The sequence below is a fragment of the Paenibacillus sp. NPDC057934 genome, from assembly GCF_042887565.1.
Classification (GTDB): domain Bacteria; phylum Bacillota; class Bacilli; order Paenibacillales; family Paenibacillaceae; genus Paenibacillus_AQ.
On record NZ_JBHVPB010000006.1, the window covers coordinates 46,656 to 62,339 of the forward strand.

The 15,684-nt window shown below is 48.8% G+C and carries 11 protein-coding genes; 8 read left to right on the top strand and 3 right to left on the bottom strand.

The features are described from left to right. The first annotated feature begins 14 nt into the window (after nt 1-14). Nucleotides 15-1,412, top strand: coding sequence for a Fe-S cluster assembly protein SufB (sufB, locus tag ACFVRY_RS15055; protein ID WP_387501017.1), 1,398 nt, complete (start codon nt 15-17; stop codon nt 1,410-1,412). A 174-nt stretch (nt 1,413-1,586) separates the two neighbouring features. Further along, nucleotides 1,587-2,510, top strand: a complete 924-nt coding sequence (locus ACFVRY_RS15060) for a copper amine oxidase N-terminal domain-containing protein (RefSeq protein WP_387501019.1) — start codon at nt 1,587-1,589, stop codon at nt 2,508-2,510. Between the two features lie 377 nt (nt 2,511-2,887). On the opposite strand, the gene ACFVRY_RS15065 is transcribed toward ACFVRY_RS15060, so the two are convergent. After that, entirely contained in the window at nt 2,888-3,514 is a 627-nt protein-coding gene (locus tag ACFVRY_RS15065) for an HAD family hydrolase (protein ID WP_387501020.1), read from the bottom strand. Between the two features lie 434 nt (nt 3,515-3,948). Between ACFVRY_RS15065 and ACFVRY_RS15070 the strand changes: the two genes are divergently transcribed. After that, nucleotides 3,949-5,709: an ABC transporter ATP-binding protein gene (locus ACFVRY_RS15070; protein ID WP_387501022.1), complete on the top strand. Its 1,761-nt coding sequence runs from the start codon at nt 3,949-3,951 to the stop codon at nt 5,707-5,709. Between the two features lie 4 nt (nt 5,710-5,713). Further along, complete coding sequence (locus ACFVRY_RS15075) at nt 5,714-7,573, top strand: ABC transporter ATP-binding protein (RefSeq protein WP_387501023.1); 1,860 nt, start codon at nt 5,714-5,716, stop codon at nt 7,571-7,573. 954 nt (nt 7,574-8,527) lie between these two features. On the opposite strand, the gene ACFVRY_RS15080 is transcribed toward ACFVRY_RS15075, so the two are convergent. Together ACFVRY_RS15080 and ACFVRY_RS15085 are read right to left on the bottom strand one after the other, a co-directional pair. Then, nucleotides 8,528-8,776 carry a DUF7667 family protein gene (locus ACFVRY_RS15080; protein WP_387501025.1) on the bottom strand — a complete coding sequence of 83 codons (249 nt, stop codon included), beginning with the start codon at nt 8,774-8,776 and terminating at the stop codon, nt 8,528-8,530. A gap of 374 nt (nt 8,777-9,150) precedes the next feature. Beyond that, on the bottom strand, nt 9,151-10,188 hold the full coding sequence (locus ACFVRY_RS15085; RefSeq protein ID WP_387501027.1) for an HD-GYP domain-containing protein: 1,038 nt from the start codon (nt 10,186-10,188) through the stop codon (nt 9,151-9,153). Nucleotides 10,189-10,626: 438 nt separating this feature from the next. On the opposite strand from ACFVRY_RS15085, the gene ACFVRY_RS15090 reads away from it, so the two are divergent. The 4 genes from ACFVRY_RS15090 (at nt 10,627) to yfkAB (ending at nt 15,680) form a co-directional block, all read left to right on the top strand. After that, the gene (locus tag ACFVRY_RS15090; protein ID WP_387501028.1) at nt 10,627-12,066 is read left to right on the top strand and encodes a bifunctional metallophosphatase/5'-nucleotidase; all 1,440 of its coding nucleotides are present in this window, start codon (nt 10,627-10,629) and stop codon (nt 12,064-12,066) included. Nucleotides 12,067-12,155: 89 nt separating this feature from the next. Further along, on the top strand, nt 12,156-12,983 hold the full coding sequence (locus ACFVRY_RS15095) for an undecaprenyl-diphosphate phosphatase (protein ID WP_387501029.1): 828 nt from the start codon (nt 12,156-12,158) through the stop codon (nt 12,981-12,983). Between the two features lie 198 nt (nt 12,984-13,181). Next, nucleotides 13,182-14,258, top strand: a complete 1,077-nt coding sequence (locus ACFVRY_RS15100) for an HD-GYP domain-containing protein (RefSeq protein ID WP_387501030.1) — start codon at nt 13,182-13,184, stop codon at nt 14,256-14,258. Between the two features lie 282 nt (nt 14,259-14,540). Next, a complete protein-coding gene (gene yfkAB / locus ACFVRY_RS15105; protein ID WP_387501031.1) occupies nt 14,541-15,680 on the top strand; it encodes a radical SAM/CxCxxxxC motif protein YfkAB in 1,140 nt (379 codons plus the stop codon). The last annotated feature ends 4 nt before the right edge of the window (nt 15,681-15,684 follow it).

The following is a 15,684-nucleotide window of genomic DNA, read 5'->3' on the forward strand; positions in this document are numbered from 1 at the left end:
AGGAGGCTGACACCATGGCTAAGAAAGCGCCTGATATGGAGGAATACCAGTATGGTTTCCGCGATGAGCACAAGTCGATCTTTCAGTCCGGTAAAGGGCTGACTCCCGAGATCGTACGTGAAATCTCAGCGATCAAGAATGAACCTGAGTGGATGCTTGATTTTCGCTTGAAATCGCTGGAACAGTTCTACAAAATGCCGATGCCAAACTGGGGCGGCAACCTGGATGATCTCGATTTTGATGAGATCCAGTACTATGTAAGACCTTCGGAGAAACAAGGAAAGACTTGGGAGGAAGTTCCTTCCGAGATCAAGGAAACCTTCGACAAGCTGGGTATCCCGGAAGCGGAGCAGAAGTTCCTTGCTGGTGTCTCGGCACAGTATGAGTCCGAGGTTGTCTACCACAGCATGCAGAAGAGCCTTGAGGATCAAGGAGTTATCTTCACCGATACCGACACTGCACTGCGTGAGCACCCGGAACTGTTCAAAAAGTTCTTCGGAACCATTATCCCTCCTGCGGACAACAAATTCGCTGCATTGAACAGTGCGGTATGGTCCGGCGGTAGCTTTATCTATGTTCCTAAAGGTGTAAAATGCGAAGTGCCATTGCAGGCTTACTTCCGTATCAACTCCGAGAACATGGGACAATTCGAGCGTACGCTGATCCTTGCCGACGAAGACAGCTTCGTGCATTACGTAGAAGGCTGTACAGCACCGATCTACAGCACGAACTCCCTGCACAGCGCAGTTGTTGAAATTCTGTGTATGAAGAACGCTCGCGTTCGTTACACTACAATCCAGAACTGGGCGCCAAACATCTACAACCTCGTTACCAAACGTGCGGTTGCAGAAGAAAATGCGACTATGGAATGGGTAGATGGTAACATCGGCTCCAAGCTGACTATGAAATATCCAGCTGTTGTGCTTAAAGGCCGTGGAGCGAAAGGTTCTGTCCTTTCGATCGCAGTAGCAGGTAAAGATCAGCATCAGGATGCCGGCGCTAAAATGATTCACTTGGCTCCAGACACTACATCCACTATCGTATCGAAATCGATCAGTAAGCACGGCGGTAAAGTAACTTACCGTGGTCTGGCTTCCTTCGGCCGTCAGGCGGAAGGTGCGAAATCGAACATTAAGTGCGATACACTCATTCTGGATAATGAATCCACTTCGGATACCATTCCATACAATGAGATTAAGAACGATAACATTATCCTGGAGCATGAAGCGACCGTATCCAAGGTGTCTGAGGAGCAATTGTTCTACCTCATGAGCCGTGGTCTTTCGGAAGCCGAAGCGACCCAAATGATTATCATGGGCTTCATCGAGCCATTTACCAAGGAACTGCCGATGGAATACGCGGTAGAGATGAATAGACTGATAAAATTCGAAATGGAAGGCAGCATCGGTTAATTACGCTGTCTTTAGGATTTGGCATATAAAACGTGTCCGCAGCAACTTGGAGGTGCAAACGTCCAGGCTGTGCGGACACGTTTTTTGTTTACACTCATGATGCCAAATATTAGATGTTTCATTACAGCAGGCAGCGTGTACTGTTTAATTATAGATTTCTATCAAGGAGGCCTCATGTTAAAAAAACTTCTACTTACTTGCGGATATGCAGTGGTATTAGCTGCTGTTTTCTCTTTTTCCTTTCAGCATAAAGCTTTTGCCGAATCTCCCATCTCTGTGATTGTCAATAATGAAACAGCCGACACAGATGTTCAAAGTTATATCAAGAATGATACGGTTATTGTTCCCCTTGGCGTTGTACAGAAGCTACCAAACGTCAGCATTGCTTGGAACAACAGTACAAAGAGTATAACGATTACAAACAAGTCGCAGAAAATCACTTTGATACCGGGACAAGAGTCAGTGGTGGTAGGCAGCAAGAAGCTCCTATTGCCAGTGGCTGTATCATTGGAGCAGGGCCGGGTGATGGTGCCGCTGCGTTTTATCTCTGAAGCATCAGGTGCTTATGTTCAGTGGGTACCTGGGAAACGTACGGTCTACGTAGCCAAAGCATCGGATGCCCTAATTACAAGGCTGTCGGGCTCCAAGCTGGCTGAAGCCCGTGCGGCTGCCATCGAGTTCCCGCGGATCGAAGCTCTCAAGTCGCTGGCAGTGAGCAGTCAATATGCGGATGACCTGACGGATCATTATTATTTTCCGGAAGGAGAAGCTGGGAAATTCTTTATTCGAACAGCCGATTACATCCGCTATTATGAAATCACCGATAACCGGAGTGTGCTAAAGTGGGCAGCTACCCTTGATTTAGAGGACCAGACAAGCATGTCTGAGCTGAGCTTCCTACCTTTTCCTGTAAGGCTTCAGGATGGGAAGATGCCGGCCATCAGCGGTAAAATCGCTTTTTTTGAGTATGATTATCCCAAGGCTAGTACGACCTTTGGCATGATCGACGGGAAGGGACAAATGACGATATCCGGTCAGAAGCGTTCTTCGCGGATTGGATTCTATGATATTAATGGCGAGTCTTCAGAGGCTCGCTGAGTAAGGCAATTCCCGAAGGGAGAGCCGCCGCAGCCCCATCGTCGGTGCTCACCCGGGTCTAAACGTAGCCGCATGCTTCGAAGTAAGGCAATTCCCGAAGGGAGAGCCGTCGCAGCCCCGTCGCCGGTGCTCACCCGGGTCTAAACGTAGCCTCATGCGCCAAAGTAAGGCAATTCCCAAAGGGAGAGCCGCCGCATCTCACTTCCCCGTAACTCATTCGCCCGCGCCACATGACGAGGCCTAAAGGGCCGGGCCTACCGCTACCGTATGCTTCTGTCCGCGATTGCCACACTGTCTGCGGGTGTACACTTCCGGGTGTCCAGAGGGCTGGCAGCCCTTGGGGCCCTCCCTGCAGGGAGGGTTTGGGAGGGTGCCCCCTAAGAAATCTGTGCCAGACCCAGAATATCCTGTGGATGTTCAAATTTATATTTGGCCGGGATGTGGTCATGGTTCTTGCAGCCCCACAGGGCGAGTCCAAAGTCTACACCCGCATCCCGGGCACATTCATAATCATACAAAGTATCCCCGATATAGAGTGAGGAATTTGCCTCAGCGCCAGAACGCTCCAGAAATTCAAGCAGTGGATCAGGGTGGGGTTTATGTTTCTCCGTATCATCTGCACAGACCGTATGATCCAGATAATCCATCAGACCAAATGGAATGAAGTCATCCCGTAATTCTTCGGCGGTCTTGGAAGTCACAATGCCCTGAACAATGGTCGCACGCTTCAACGTTTCTAACGCCTCGGGAATCCCCTCAAAGACCTTAATGGAATCATAAAAATCCTTCATCCGTTCGTTCCAGCGTTGCATACCTTCGTCGATATTATGAATGCCAAGTTGCGGTAGCGAAGTAGAACCTGGAATCCCCAGAACAAACATTAATTCCTCAGTATTACTTTCCCTGTCGTAATCGAACTTAAGCATCGCTTGGAGTGAACCTAGTACGGCTATCTCTGTATCAATCAATGTTCCATCTACATCAAAAATAATGGTCTTATACATTTACTTACATCCCTCCAATTGGTATGGGTTCATGATCGAGTATATCTTAGGGCGCCGTGGTTCCGCTACATGCTGTCCCTTTACTTGGAAGGAAGATGAAGAATGTTACATTTCTCAGGGAGTAAATCCGTTCTGTAAAGTAGAAAGAGGGCGATGTCGATCAGAAGCCATGGGCTAAGAATTTCGCTTATTCTTAATTCAACAGTAATCAAGAGGAAATGGAAGCATTTAAAGATATAGGCGACCTTTTCCTTTATGAAAATGTCATTTTCATTGCAAATAACGGGTTATACGGTCGATTCTCCCCTTTGCCGCATTAAAACATGGATGATAAACTGCATAAAGTCACTAAAATGGAAGCGCTAAAAAATACTTGTGAAGCCGGCTTAAGAATGAAAGCCAGCTACGCTTCGTAAAGCGTAAGGAGGAGAGACATGGATGTTCTCAGGCAACTGCGGGGCTTTTATCGGGAGAAACTACACTTATTGATTCTTTCGATTGTATGCTTGGCTGCCGCAACTGCAGTGGGGCTTATAACCCCAAATTTGTTAAGAAGGTTGATTGACGATGTTATTGTTCCAATGAAATTCACCGAGGTGCCTGTGTTGGCTCTCACCGTGCTGGTTGTTGTGATTGTAAAAGCATGCCTGCAATTTGCACACGGATTCTTTGGCGGGCGTCTGGGAAATTTCCTGGCGTATCGTCTACGCAATGCCTGTTATGAAAAACTGCAATTCTTGTCGTTCCGTTATTATGATACGGCGAAGACAGGCGACCTGATGTCCCGGCTGACCGGGGACCTGGAAGCAATCCGGATGTTCATTGGCTTTGGATTTGCCCAGTTGCTTAACGTGTTTTTCATGGTATTATTCGGTTCCATCATGATGTTCTCGATCAATTGGCAGCTGACGCTGGTCACGTTGATCACGATGCCGTTCCTGGCTATCGTCGCACTTAAATTTGAGTCCAAGATCCACCCTGCTTTTCAGGAGATGCGCCTGGCGTTAAGCTCTTTGACCACAGCGGTTCAAGAGAATGTTACGGGGGTGCGGACAGTCAAATCTTTTGCCAGAGAGACTCATGAGGTTGAAAAGTTCTCGCACCGGAATGAACGGTACAAGGACAATCAGATTTTTGCCGCAGTGCTGTGGAGTAAATACTTCCCGGCGATGGAGCTGCTGGCATCGGTCAGCGTGGCGATCCTGCTCGGAGTAGGCGGCACACTGGTCATTCATGAGAAAATGTCACTGGGTGAGCTGGTTGCATTCTTCAGCTTGATCTGGTATATCATTGGTCCGGTATGGGGTCTGGGCTTCCATATCAACAACTATACGCAGTCCAAGGCCTCTGGAGAGCGCGTGCTCGAAGTGCTGAACCAGCAGATCGATGTCAAGGACAGCGAGACCGCCCGGGAGCTTGTTCATAATGATGTCAGAGGCGATGTGGCGTTTAATCATGTTACCTTTGCATACGGCAATAAGATGCCGGCGGTTACGGATATTGATTTTGAAGCTAAAGCGGGGTCTGTCATCGGCTTCCTTGGGGGCACTGGTTCCGGGAAATCGACGATTACCCAACTGATGATGCGCGCTTATGACGTGAACGAAGGCCATATTACGCTGGATGGGGTAGATATTCGGGAATATAGCGTCCGGAGCCTGCGTTCACAGATTGCGACCGTGTTCCAGGAGACGTTCCTATTCTCCTCTTCCATCCGCAATAACATTGCCTATGGCCTGAAAAATGTGAGCATGGAAGAGATCATCCGTGCAGCACAGCTGGCTAAAGCCCACGATTTCATCATGGAAATGCCTGAAGGCTATGATACCGTGGTCGGGGAGCGGGGAATGGGCCTCTCCGGCGGTCAGAAGCAGCGGATCGCTATCGCCAGAGCACTGCTCAAGAATCCGCGGATTCTGATTCTTGACGATGCGACAAGCGCCGTGGATATGGAGACCGAGCATGAGATTCAAAGCGGCTTCCAAGAGGTTATGCGTGGACGCACTACGCTGATTATTGCCCACCGGATTTCCTCCCTGCGTCATGCTGACCAGATCATCGTGATGAACGAAGGACATGTGCAGCAACGGGGAACCCATAAAGAGTTAATTGAGGTGCCTGGACCTTACCAGGATGTGTACCGGATTCAATATGCAGATTACCTTGCTAAAGTAACCGAAGGAAAGGAGGCGTAAAGTTATGGAACCTCAAGTCAAACCGGGTACAGGAGCTACTCCGAAGAAAAAAACGGCATCTGAACAAACGCTGGATGAACGGTTCGTCTACAAAGACGATGATATGATTGACAAGGCATTCGACTGGAAGCAGTTCACACGGCTGTTTAGCTACATGAAGCCCTATGCCAAGCAGATGCTGCCGCTTGTACTGGTCATGATGGTACTAGGGACGGTCACCAAGCTTACGGTGCCGTTCTTGACAAGTATGGCGATTGATAAGGCGATTGCACCTAAGACAGGAAGTCCAAGCTTGACGCTCCTCTACACCCTTGCGGCGAGTGTGGTGGTCCTGTATTTGATTCAATGGATTGCGGGAATTTACCGGATTAAATTCACCAATATCATTGGGCAAAGAGTAATTTATGATCTGCGCTCAGATCTGTTCCGACATATTCAGAAGCTGTCCTTTAACTTCTTCGACAAGCGGCCGGCAGGTTCAGTGCTGGTGCGGGTCACGAATGATATCAATTCCTTGCAGGACCTGTTCACCAACGGGGTCGTCAACCTGATGATTGACTGTGTGCAGCTTGTCGGGATTATGGTCATCTTGCTTGTTATCAACTGGAAGCTCGGCCTTGCGGTAATGGTTACTGTACCGATCATGTTCTTTGTCTCCACCAAGCTGCGGCAGAAGATTCGTATTGCCTGGCAGGATGTACGGATGAAGAACTCGCGGATCAACTCCCACTTGAATGAATCCATTCAGGGGATCAGAGTGACTCAGGCGTATACGCAAGAGCAGGAGAACATGAAATACTTCGATGCGATGAACATGGAGAGCAAAAAGTCTTGGGATAAGGCTTCGGCGATGAACCAGGCTTTCGGCCCAATTATTGAAATTACCGGTGGTTTCGGAACGCTGATTCTGTTCTGGCTCGGGGCTTATCTGATCCAGTCGGGGGAACTGACTGTCGGATTCCTAGTTGCTTTCAGCACGTATGTCAGTAATTTCTGGGATCCGATCAACCGTCTGGGTCAAATGTACAACCAACTTCTGGTGGCTATGGCCTCCTCGGAGCGGATCTTTGAATACTTGGATGAGCAGCCATCGGTTCAGGATAAGTCGGGTGCGACTTCGCTACCAACCATTCAAGGTGATATTAAGTTCGAAAAGGTTATCTTTGAATACGAGAAGGGGCGGGCGGCTCTCAAAGGTATTGATCTTGATGTCAAGGCCGGACAGTCCATAGCACTAGTGGGCCATACCGGTTCAGGTAAGAGTACCATTATCAACCTGATTGGCCGCTTCTACGATATCACCACCGGTAAAATTACGATTGATGGAAAAGATATCCGTGATGTCACCCTGGACAGCCTGCGCGGACAGATCGGAACCGTATTACAGGATACCTTCATCTTCTCGGGAACGATCCGCGATAACATCCGTTTCGGACGATTGGATGCTACGGATCAGGAAGTGGAGGAGGCCGCGAAAGCGGTGGATGCCCATGATTTTATCACTAAACTGCCTGGCGGGTACGATACAGAGGTCGAAGAACGGGGTAGTGCGCTGTCCATGGGTCAGCGTCAGCTGTTGTCCTTTTCCAGAGCGCTCTTGGCGAACCCACGAATTCTGATTCTAGATGAAGCCACGGCGAGTATTGATACAGAGACCGAGCTTAAGATTCAGGAGGCTCTAAAAACCCTACTTCAAGGCCGGACCTCCTTTATCGTAGCCCATCGACTATCCACTATCCGCCACGCCGACAAAATTGTGGTACTAGATCACGGGGAAATCAAGGAAGAGGGCAACCATAGTGAACTGACTGCTCGTGATGGTGTGTACAACGGGCTGATCGAAGCGCAGTTCCGGTTCCTGTAGGTCTGAGTAGTAGCTGAGGAACTCTTTTAACGGCAAGTTGATAGATCGATTCATGCAAAAGAATACATCAAAAGAAGCCTCCAACTCCACTTAATCGTGGGGCTGGGGGCTTTTTAGTTTGAACTTTGGCAATTTGGAACAGCCTGGGAAGTATCTTGCTGTTCGTTTTCAGGATCAAAGGGGAATATAGTGGTTTATGCGGAGTGAAGCCGCAGCGGGCCTTGGGTTCTTCCGATCGCTGTTAAAGCCCGATTTCTTGATTGTAGAAGGAATTAGAGGTTGAGATCGGGCTTTATAGGCACCCACTTCAGTTTCTCCAGAATCCCCCGATCCCCCGCTCTACTGTTGCACGTAGTCAATTTCAAAACCTAAGTTGTTATCCGTCGATCCTTTTCAGGTGATTGTTATTACATCTACATGCTATCGTATCTACTTATCAATTTTTCTCCAAATAGAACCCATGAAAGCAACCAACAAAGCCAAGTAAAAAAGAGAACGTAGATATATGGAGTGTGTGATTGTAATTAACGGCATTTTCGTACCTTAAATCCTCTGCAGCTAAGAGTTAGAGGAGATTAAGTGCAATATTGTACCTTAATTTTTCCAGAATACCCCATGCAGCGTGCTTTTCTGAAAAATAAGATACAATAATGTCCTTATTTCCCTCGTTTGCCTATATTGAAGAAATATAAGGACAAAAATGCCGTTAATTGGGGAAGTAGCCACTCTTTTTCACTGTTAAGACGACTGGTGAAGGGGAATTTACCGCTTCTATTGACATCGCTAGATTTGAACAGCTCTGGATATAGGACTTGCTGTCAACAACTATGATCCGGGGCTAGCTTTTCCTATGGAAAGCTTTCAGGCGAGCGTTTTACGCCTACAGTTCCAAACTTTCCTGTTCGCTCATGCTTCAGTTCAATTTATATAGGAGAGCTCCTCTACGATGCTGCCTTACTTACGGCGTTTAGATATCCGGCCAGAGGTGCGCAGCTCAACCATCTGTGCGCCAATGTTCTGCTGCCAGCCGATATCGTGCGTTCGCGCTGCTAGCATGGCTTCATTGTTCAGCCGGGCCATTTCCCAGCAGTAGGTTGCATTCGCTTGCAGGCAGTGTTGCTGCTCCAGCTCTTCAGATTCAGTGAGCTTTCGCTGGCGGCTCAGCGAATATAGCTCGGCAAGACGCCCATGAATCGGCAGCATAGGCTTCATCCTTTCGGGTAAGACTGATCAACGTTCTATTGATCAGTCTTACCGATTGCCCCTGGCCATAAACTTGGCCGGTCTCCGCAACGGCAATGTCTCCGCCAGAGAATCGCGGAGGCCATCCCCAAAAAAAGCCGCCCCCCGGGTCTCATTACCCGGGGAGCGGCCTGCGCCGTAAAGCTTTGAGCCGTCCTGTATCTTGCGGAGCAAGACAGGAACGGCTCAAGGGCGAGCGCCCCCACCCTCAAAAACATCTGTCCGCAGACGTCCCGTCATCCTGCCAACTGCGCTGTTCCTTCGGGTGTCCAGAGGGCGGCGCCCTTGGGGCCCTCCCTTAGGAAGGGAGGGTTTGGGAGGGATGGCGAGCGCCCCTATGTGTAGATCTCCACAATCGACACACTCCGCTCGCGGGACAGGTCGAGGAATTTATGATCCACCTGCACCAATGGACGGAATACATCCATAGGGTTGTTCATGACGATGACGCCCATGTCACCGCTGTTAAGAAGGACGCGCTTGCCGATGAAATTCGGCATCAAATGTTGGATAAAGGCTTGAACGGTTTTGCCATTCAGCTTGCCAAAGCTGAGATTATGTAATTCGTGCAGTACAGAGATTAACTCTTGCTTGGACTGATAAACTCTGGGTGAAGTCATGGCACTATACACATCGGCTACAGCGGCAATCTGTGCATAGGGATGAATCTCGGATTTGGTTAAATTGGCGGGATAGCCGGAGCCGTCTTCCCGTTCATGGTGCTGGAGAGCAACCAGTGCAGCGGTAGGGTCGTCCATGGAATTGCGAATAATTTCGTAACCGTATGTAGTATGTCGCTTCACTTCCTCGAATTCTTCGAGTGTCAGCTTGCCCGGCTTGTTCAGCAAATCGGGTGAGATTCGGCATTTGCCGATATCAATCAGATAACCAGCTCGGCTGATCTCATAGCATTCCTGCTTGGAATAACCGAGCCAAGTTGCAATATAATAGGAAAGCATACCTACCTGAAGGGAATGATTATAGGTATATTCATCCTCCCGGTCCAGCAGCAGCAGGAGGGTTACCACGTCTTTATGCTTGTCCAAGGATTGCAGGGTTGGCTGAAGAACATCGTCTACCACGGATGGATTGAAACTGCCTTTGGTTAACGCTTCCAAATAAAGGTTCTCGAAACCGTCGATCATGGTATCAAAGCTTGCCGTAACGGTCTGAATGATGGACGGTTTATGGGGCGGGGAGAGTGTTTCTTCCAGGGACTCGATATCAATGTAATCAATACCGTGCTGCAACAGCTTAGATATTTCATCCATGCGCAACTGTGTTCCCTTGGACAATACATGAAGTCCGCGAGCGTTGAAGGTGTCTGTGCCGAGATAATCCCCCGGCTTAACATCCATGACGTGTACTCTCAATGCCTATGCCACCTTATGTGTCAATTTTTCTCAGCATAGCAAGAAAAGGACAAACATTCAATGGTTAACGAGTAATGTTCACAAACTTCGGATATGCAGTGAATTTTCGGCACAGTCTGACTATAGCTAACCGGACGATAACGACAATTTGCCAAGGTTATTTTCTAGGTTCTAAGACCTAATTAATGTATGAATGCGAATTAGCATGAAATTCAGAAGGAGAAGGGGATGCATATTCATATTCATTCTCTTGAAGCTGGTTCAAAGAAAGGTACAAAAAATGCAGGCCTCGCAGCACTTGCAGGCCTTGGTATAATGGTTGTGTAAGTACTGAAATATACCATATTGAGCTTGGAAATGTTATGCTAAACTCTGAAAGAACAAGCGCCTTACGCTTACAAAAAAGGTGGCCTTACACAGGTGGGAAGGATGTTATTGATGAAGCCTATATCAGAGCGATTGACAATACTTCATACTAATGATATACATAGTCATTTTGACATGATGAGCCCACTTGCGGCAGTCATTGCCGAGCAAAGGGCCGCAGCTGGCGATGAACCACTTTTGTTGCTGGATGTTGGTGACCATATGGATCGCGCGGCCACAGAGACAGAAGGAACGATGGGACAGGCGAACATTGATATTCTGAATCTAACGGGATACGATGCGGTCACCATTGGTAATAATGAGGGGCTTACCTTCACTGCCGAGATGCTTTCGGCGGTATTCTCCGGACTTCAGTGTCCCGTAGTGTGTTGCAACTTTGTAGAGACCGCGACCGGAGAGCCGCCGCACTGGATGAAGCGCCATGTCATCTTGGAACGAGACGGCATTCGCATAGGCGTAACCGGAGCGACAGCAGCTTTTGCTTCGTTCTATGCGCTGCTGGGCTGGGATGCGCTGGACCCGGAAGAGGCGCTTCGCAAGGAATGCAGCCTGCTGGCTCCGCAGGTAGACATTCTGATCGTATTATCTCATCTGGGTCTGCCTACGGATCAGCGGCTGGCAGAGAATCTGGAGGGCGTTCATGCTATTCTGGGTGGACATACTCACCATCTGCTGGAGCGTCCGCAGATCATCGGAGGTACTGCCGTCTGCGGCGCAGGCAAGTTTGGCCAACATTTGGGCCGGCTTGTTTTTGAACGGCAGGAACCGGATCTCAGTTTCAGGCTCGTAGAGGGAGAATGCCTTGCCGTTTCCCCTGAGCTAAGGGAGGAACGGATTCATTCTGCGGCCGTTACCCATCTGGAACGGGGACGGGAAGCTTTACATGAATCCGTGGCCATTACGGATCGGGAGCTGCGGATTGACTATCAGGGGGAGTCGCCATTTGGCAATTTTCTCGCTCAAGCAGTGCGCAGATTTACCGGTGCTAAGATAGCGATTGTCAATACCGGACAGCTTCTGGGACCTCTGCCAGAGGGAGATATTTCACTGGGAATGCTGCATGGACTGTGTCCTTCGCCAATTAATCCTTGCATAGTCAAGCTTAAAGGGCGGGATATCCGGATAGCTCTGGAGCAGAGTTTAACGGAAGAATTCCGTAATAAAGCTATCTTCGGCTATGGTTTCCGGGGAAAACAGCTGGGCAGTCTTGCAGTAGATGGCTTAAATATCTTGTACGATTCACTTGTTTTGCCGTATGATAACGATATTGCAGTTTTTGTCGAAGGGCAGCCTCTGAAAGATGATCAGGAATATGATGTCGGAACGCTGGACATGTTTACTTTCCGGATCGGTTATGAGACTCTCGCCAATGGTAAGGACGCCGTGTATCTTCTTCCGCATTTCCTCCGTGATCTGCTGCGGATGGAGCTGCAGCGGCCGGGCAGTCTTGAGGAGAGCTTCATTTCCCGTTGGAACAACGATACTACATAAGGGAAGGCCTGGATGACGGCTGTACTGCATGATTATTAAAATAACAAAGTTGTACCCGATATTCATTCCGCCACAAATAGGAGGATTGTATGGACACTATTACAGCCATTATTTTGGCCATTGTTGAAGGAATCACGGAGTTTATTCCTGTATCCTCCACAGGCCATATGATCTTGACGGCCAAGTTGATGGGTTTTGCCGAGCAGGAATCAATAATGAAGACCTATGAGATTGTCATTCAATTGGGTGCTATTCTGGCTATCGCGTTGGTCTACCGTCATCGGGTGCTTAACCTGCTGGGAATCGGGCGCAGTCAGAGTAATCGGGGAGGCGTGATGCCTCAGTCCCGGCTTAATCTGATCCATGTGATCCTGGGGATTGCGCCGGCCTTGGCCGTGGCTTTTTTCGCACGTGACTTCATCAAGGGTCTCTTCGGAGCCAGTACGGTGCTCTGGGCGCTAGTAGCCGGAGGGATCTTAATGATTGTTGCCGAGTGGGTCAACCGTCGCAAGATCCGTATTACCGCCCATGAACTGGATGATCTGTCCTATGGACAGGCGCTAGCCATTGGCTTGTACCAAATCATCTCTGTATTGTGGCCAGGTTTTTCGCGTTCAGGCTCCACAATTTCCGGGGGGATGCTCAGCGGAGTCAGCTACAAGGCTTCAGCCGATTTTTCCTTTCTGATCGCCATTCCGATTATGTGTGCAGCTTCAGGGTATGAGCTTCTGGATGCTTACCGTGATTTTACCAGTGAAACCATTGGTTACTTTGTCATCGGCTTCCTGATTTCATTCGTAGTGGCTTACCTTGTAGTTATTCTGTTCATGCGATGGATTCAAAAGATCAGATTGACACATTTTGCGATTTACCGCTTTATTTTGGCGGCTGTTTTCTGGTTATTTATTATGCGTTAATCATTTCCAAGATTCCATCGGTACAGCGGTACCCGGCTATGATTGTTTCCTAGAGGTGTGTTCAAGGAAACGTTATCCGAGGCAAACCGATGTAGGTGTGCTTGCCTGTTCTCCAAAGGTAACGGTATAGACACGGTGTGAGACCCTAAGTTTTTAAGCAGAATAGCAATCTACCGTTAAAGGCAGGAGTGAACCAGAGTGCGTTTAGTATCCGTCAGCCGGCTTCAACCGGGCATGAGGCTGGGCAAAAAAATTTATAGCGATGAAGGCATGATTCTGCTCTCCGATGGCGTAGAGCTTACCGATTCACTGATCAAACGCCTTGGCAGAATCGACATCGGCTATGTATATGTGCAGGATTCCCTCACTGAAGATGTAGTGATCGAAGGGATGCTGCAGGATGAGACGCGCAACCAGGCGCTCAAGGTCATTAAGACACAGTTTCAAGACATGTCCGGCGCTTCCGGCATTACCAAGGGCTTTTATCATCTGGATAGAAAATTCTCTAATGTGATGGATACTATTTTGGATGAGATGTCTGCCCAGGAGACGCCTATGATCATGCTGCTGGAAATGCATACAGCGGATAACTATCTGTATGTCCACTCGTTGAATGTCTGCCTATATACGCTTGTTATGGCAATCGCTCACGGGTATAGTAAAGCGGAATTGCGGGTTATTGGTCTGGGTGCGTTGCTGCACGACATCGGCAAGACGCAAATTCCGGTTAAAATCGTCCAAAAACCCGGCAAGTTGACGGATGAAGAGTTCCGGCAGATGCAGGCCCATACCGAAATCGGCTACCGGATTCTTAAGGATGAGCCGAATATTCCGCTGCTGTCCGCCCATTGTGCGCTGCAGCATCATGAACGGATTGACGGTTCCGGCTACCCCCGCGGACTCAAGGGGGCAGAAATTCATGAATACGCCAAATGGATTGGCGTAGCAGATTCTTATGATGCCATGACCTCAAGTCGTGTCTACAAAAAAGCAATGCTCCCGCACCAGGCGGTAGAGGCGCTCTACGTAGGCTCCGGCACATTGTATGAGCAGCGGCAGCTTGAACTGTTCCGGGACCGTGTGGCAATCTATCCACTGGGCCTTACAGTGAAGCTTAGCACCGGTCAGAGTGGAGTTGTAGTCAAAATTGATTCTACTACACCTCACCGCCCGGTGGTTCGTATCCTTACTGGACCCGAAGGAGAGCCGGTGGTTCCATTCGAGATGGACCTCGCCGTAATGCTGTCCGTAGTTATTGTGGATGTGGCCAATTAATGGTGCCGGCTGGCACCGCTTCATAGACTTCTCTATGAGGCAATTCCAGCCTTTCATGCATGCAGCGAAATCGATACACGGGTAGGCACGCAAGGTGCACACGGCCCGGATATCTTTTCGCTGCATGCTGTTTTTTTCAGGAAATATCAGTAAATAGCAAGCAAGTGCAACTCAAAAGTGCAGTTTTTTTGTTCTTCGTGGTATGATATAGGATAATAATCCGTTCATACGGATGATTTTTAGGTTAATAATAAGGAATAAGCTTTAAAGGAGCTATCACAAATGAATGTTATAAGACCAATGTCATCATTCCCGCAGAAAGAATTGTCCCCTAGTTATGATCCCTGGGACCCAATTACTTCCTTGCGGCAGTACGGGCGGCATGTACTGACCAGTGTGGAGATGACGGTTACGAATTTATGCAATATGAGGTGTGAACACTGTGCTGTTGGTGACAGCCTCACCATGAAAGAAGGAGAGATGCTGCCCCTTAAGAATATGCTTGATCGACTAGAGGAAGTGGAGCACCTGCAGACGATCAGCATTACCGGCGGAGAGCCGATGTTCCGCGCTTCCACTGTAGACAATATGATTGTCCCGCTGCTCAAGTATGCCAAGGAGCGGGGAATCCGCTCGCAAATCAATTCTAATCTGACCATGCCATACTCCCGTTATGAGAAGCTGCTTCCTTACCTGGACGTTATGCATATCTCTTTCAACTATGTTAATGGTGATGATTTTCATGAAGTTGGCTTTGCGAACAGCGGCCATCCTGTGGCGAAGGAAGCAGCCTATCGCTTGTACGACACGATGATCGAGAACTCCCGCAGACTCAGTAATGACGGCATGCTCATCTCTGCGGAATCCATGATTAATTACCGCACGCATACTAAGCTGCCTGAGATTCACCGGCTGATCGGGGATATGGGAGCAAAACGTCATGAGGTGCATCCAATGTACGCTTCAAGCTTTGCTTCCAAGCTTCCGGTGTTGTCGCTTAAGGATATGCAGGCTGCTATTCATGATCTGCTCGACCACCGTGATCCCGAGATGTGGATGCTGTTCGGCACGCTTCCATTCTTCGCTTGCAGCTTCCTGGAAGAAGACCAGAAGCTCCTGAAGCGACTGCGTTCCGAGAAGAATGTTACGCTTCGCAATGATCCGGACGGACGCAACCGTGTGAATGTAAACATGTTCACCGGCGATGTATTCGTTACGGATTTTGCAGATATCGCGGCGTTTGGTAACATCAGCGGCAACAAGCTGGATGATATTTTTACAGACTGGCAGACCCAGCACCCGCTTAACCAAGAAGTGAATTGTTACTGTGATGCAGCTAGCTGTTGCGGACCGAATCTTCTGGTAGCGGATATGTATTACCCGGGTGTTGATTTCAAATCAAGAAAAGCGATCAATCTGTAGAAAT

What these genes read in the sequence shown, in the direction of transcription:
- ACFVRY_RS15065 (WP_387501020.1), bottom strand. Translation starts at nt 3,514, where the DNA reads ATGTATAAGACCATTATTTTTGATGTAGATGGAACATTGATTGATACA.
- ACFVRY_RS15075 (WP_387501023.1), top strand. Translation starts at nt 5,714, where the DNA reads ATGGAACCTCAAGTCAAACCGGGTACAGGAGCTACTCCGAAGAAAAAA.
- ACFVRY_RS15060 (WP_387501019.1), top strand. Translation starts at nt 1,587, where the DNA reads ATGTTAAAAAAACTTCTACTTACTTGCGGATATGCAGTGGTATTAGCT.
- ACFVRY_RS15090 (WP_387501028.1), top strand. Translation starts at nt 10,627, where the DNA reads ATGAAGCCTATATCAGAGCGATTGACAATACTTCATACTAATGATATA.
- ACFVRY_RS15095 (WP_387501029.1), top strand. Translation starts at nt 12,156, where the DNA reads ATGGACACTATTACAGCCATTATTTTGGCCATTGTTGAAGGAATCACG.
- yfkAB (WP_387501031.1), top strand. Translation starts at nt 14,541, where the DNA reads ATGAATGTTATAAGACCAATGTCATCATTCCCGCAGAAAGAATTGTCC.
- ACFVRY_RS15070 (WP_387501022.1), top strand. Translation starts at nt 3,949, where the DNA reads ATGGATGTTCTCAGGCAACTGCGGGGCTTTTATCGGGAGAAACTACAC.
- ACFVRY_RS15080 (WP_387501025.1), bottom strand. Translation starts at nt 8,776, where the DNA reads ATGCTGCCGATTCATGGGCGTCTTGCCGAGCTATATTCGCTGAGCCGC.
- sufB (WP_387501017.1), top strand. Translation starts at nt 15, where the DNA reads ATGGCTAAGAAAGCGCCTGATATGGAGGAATACCAGTATGGTTTCCGC.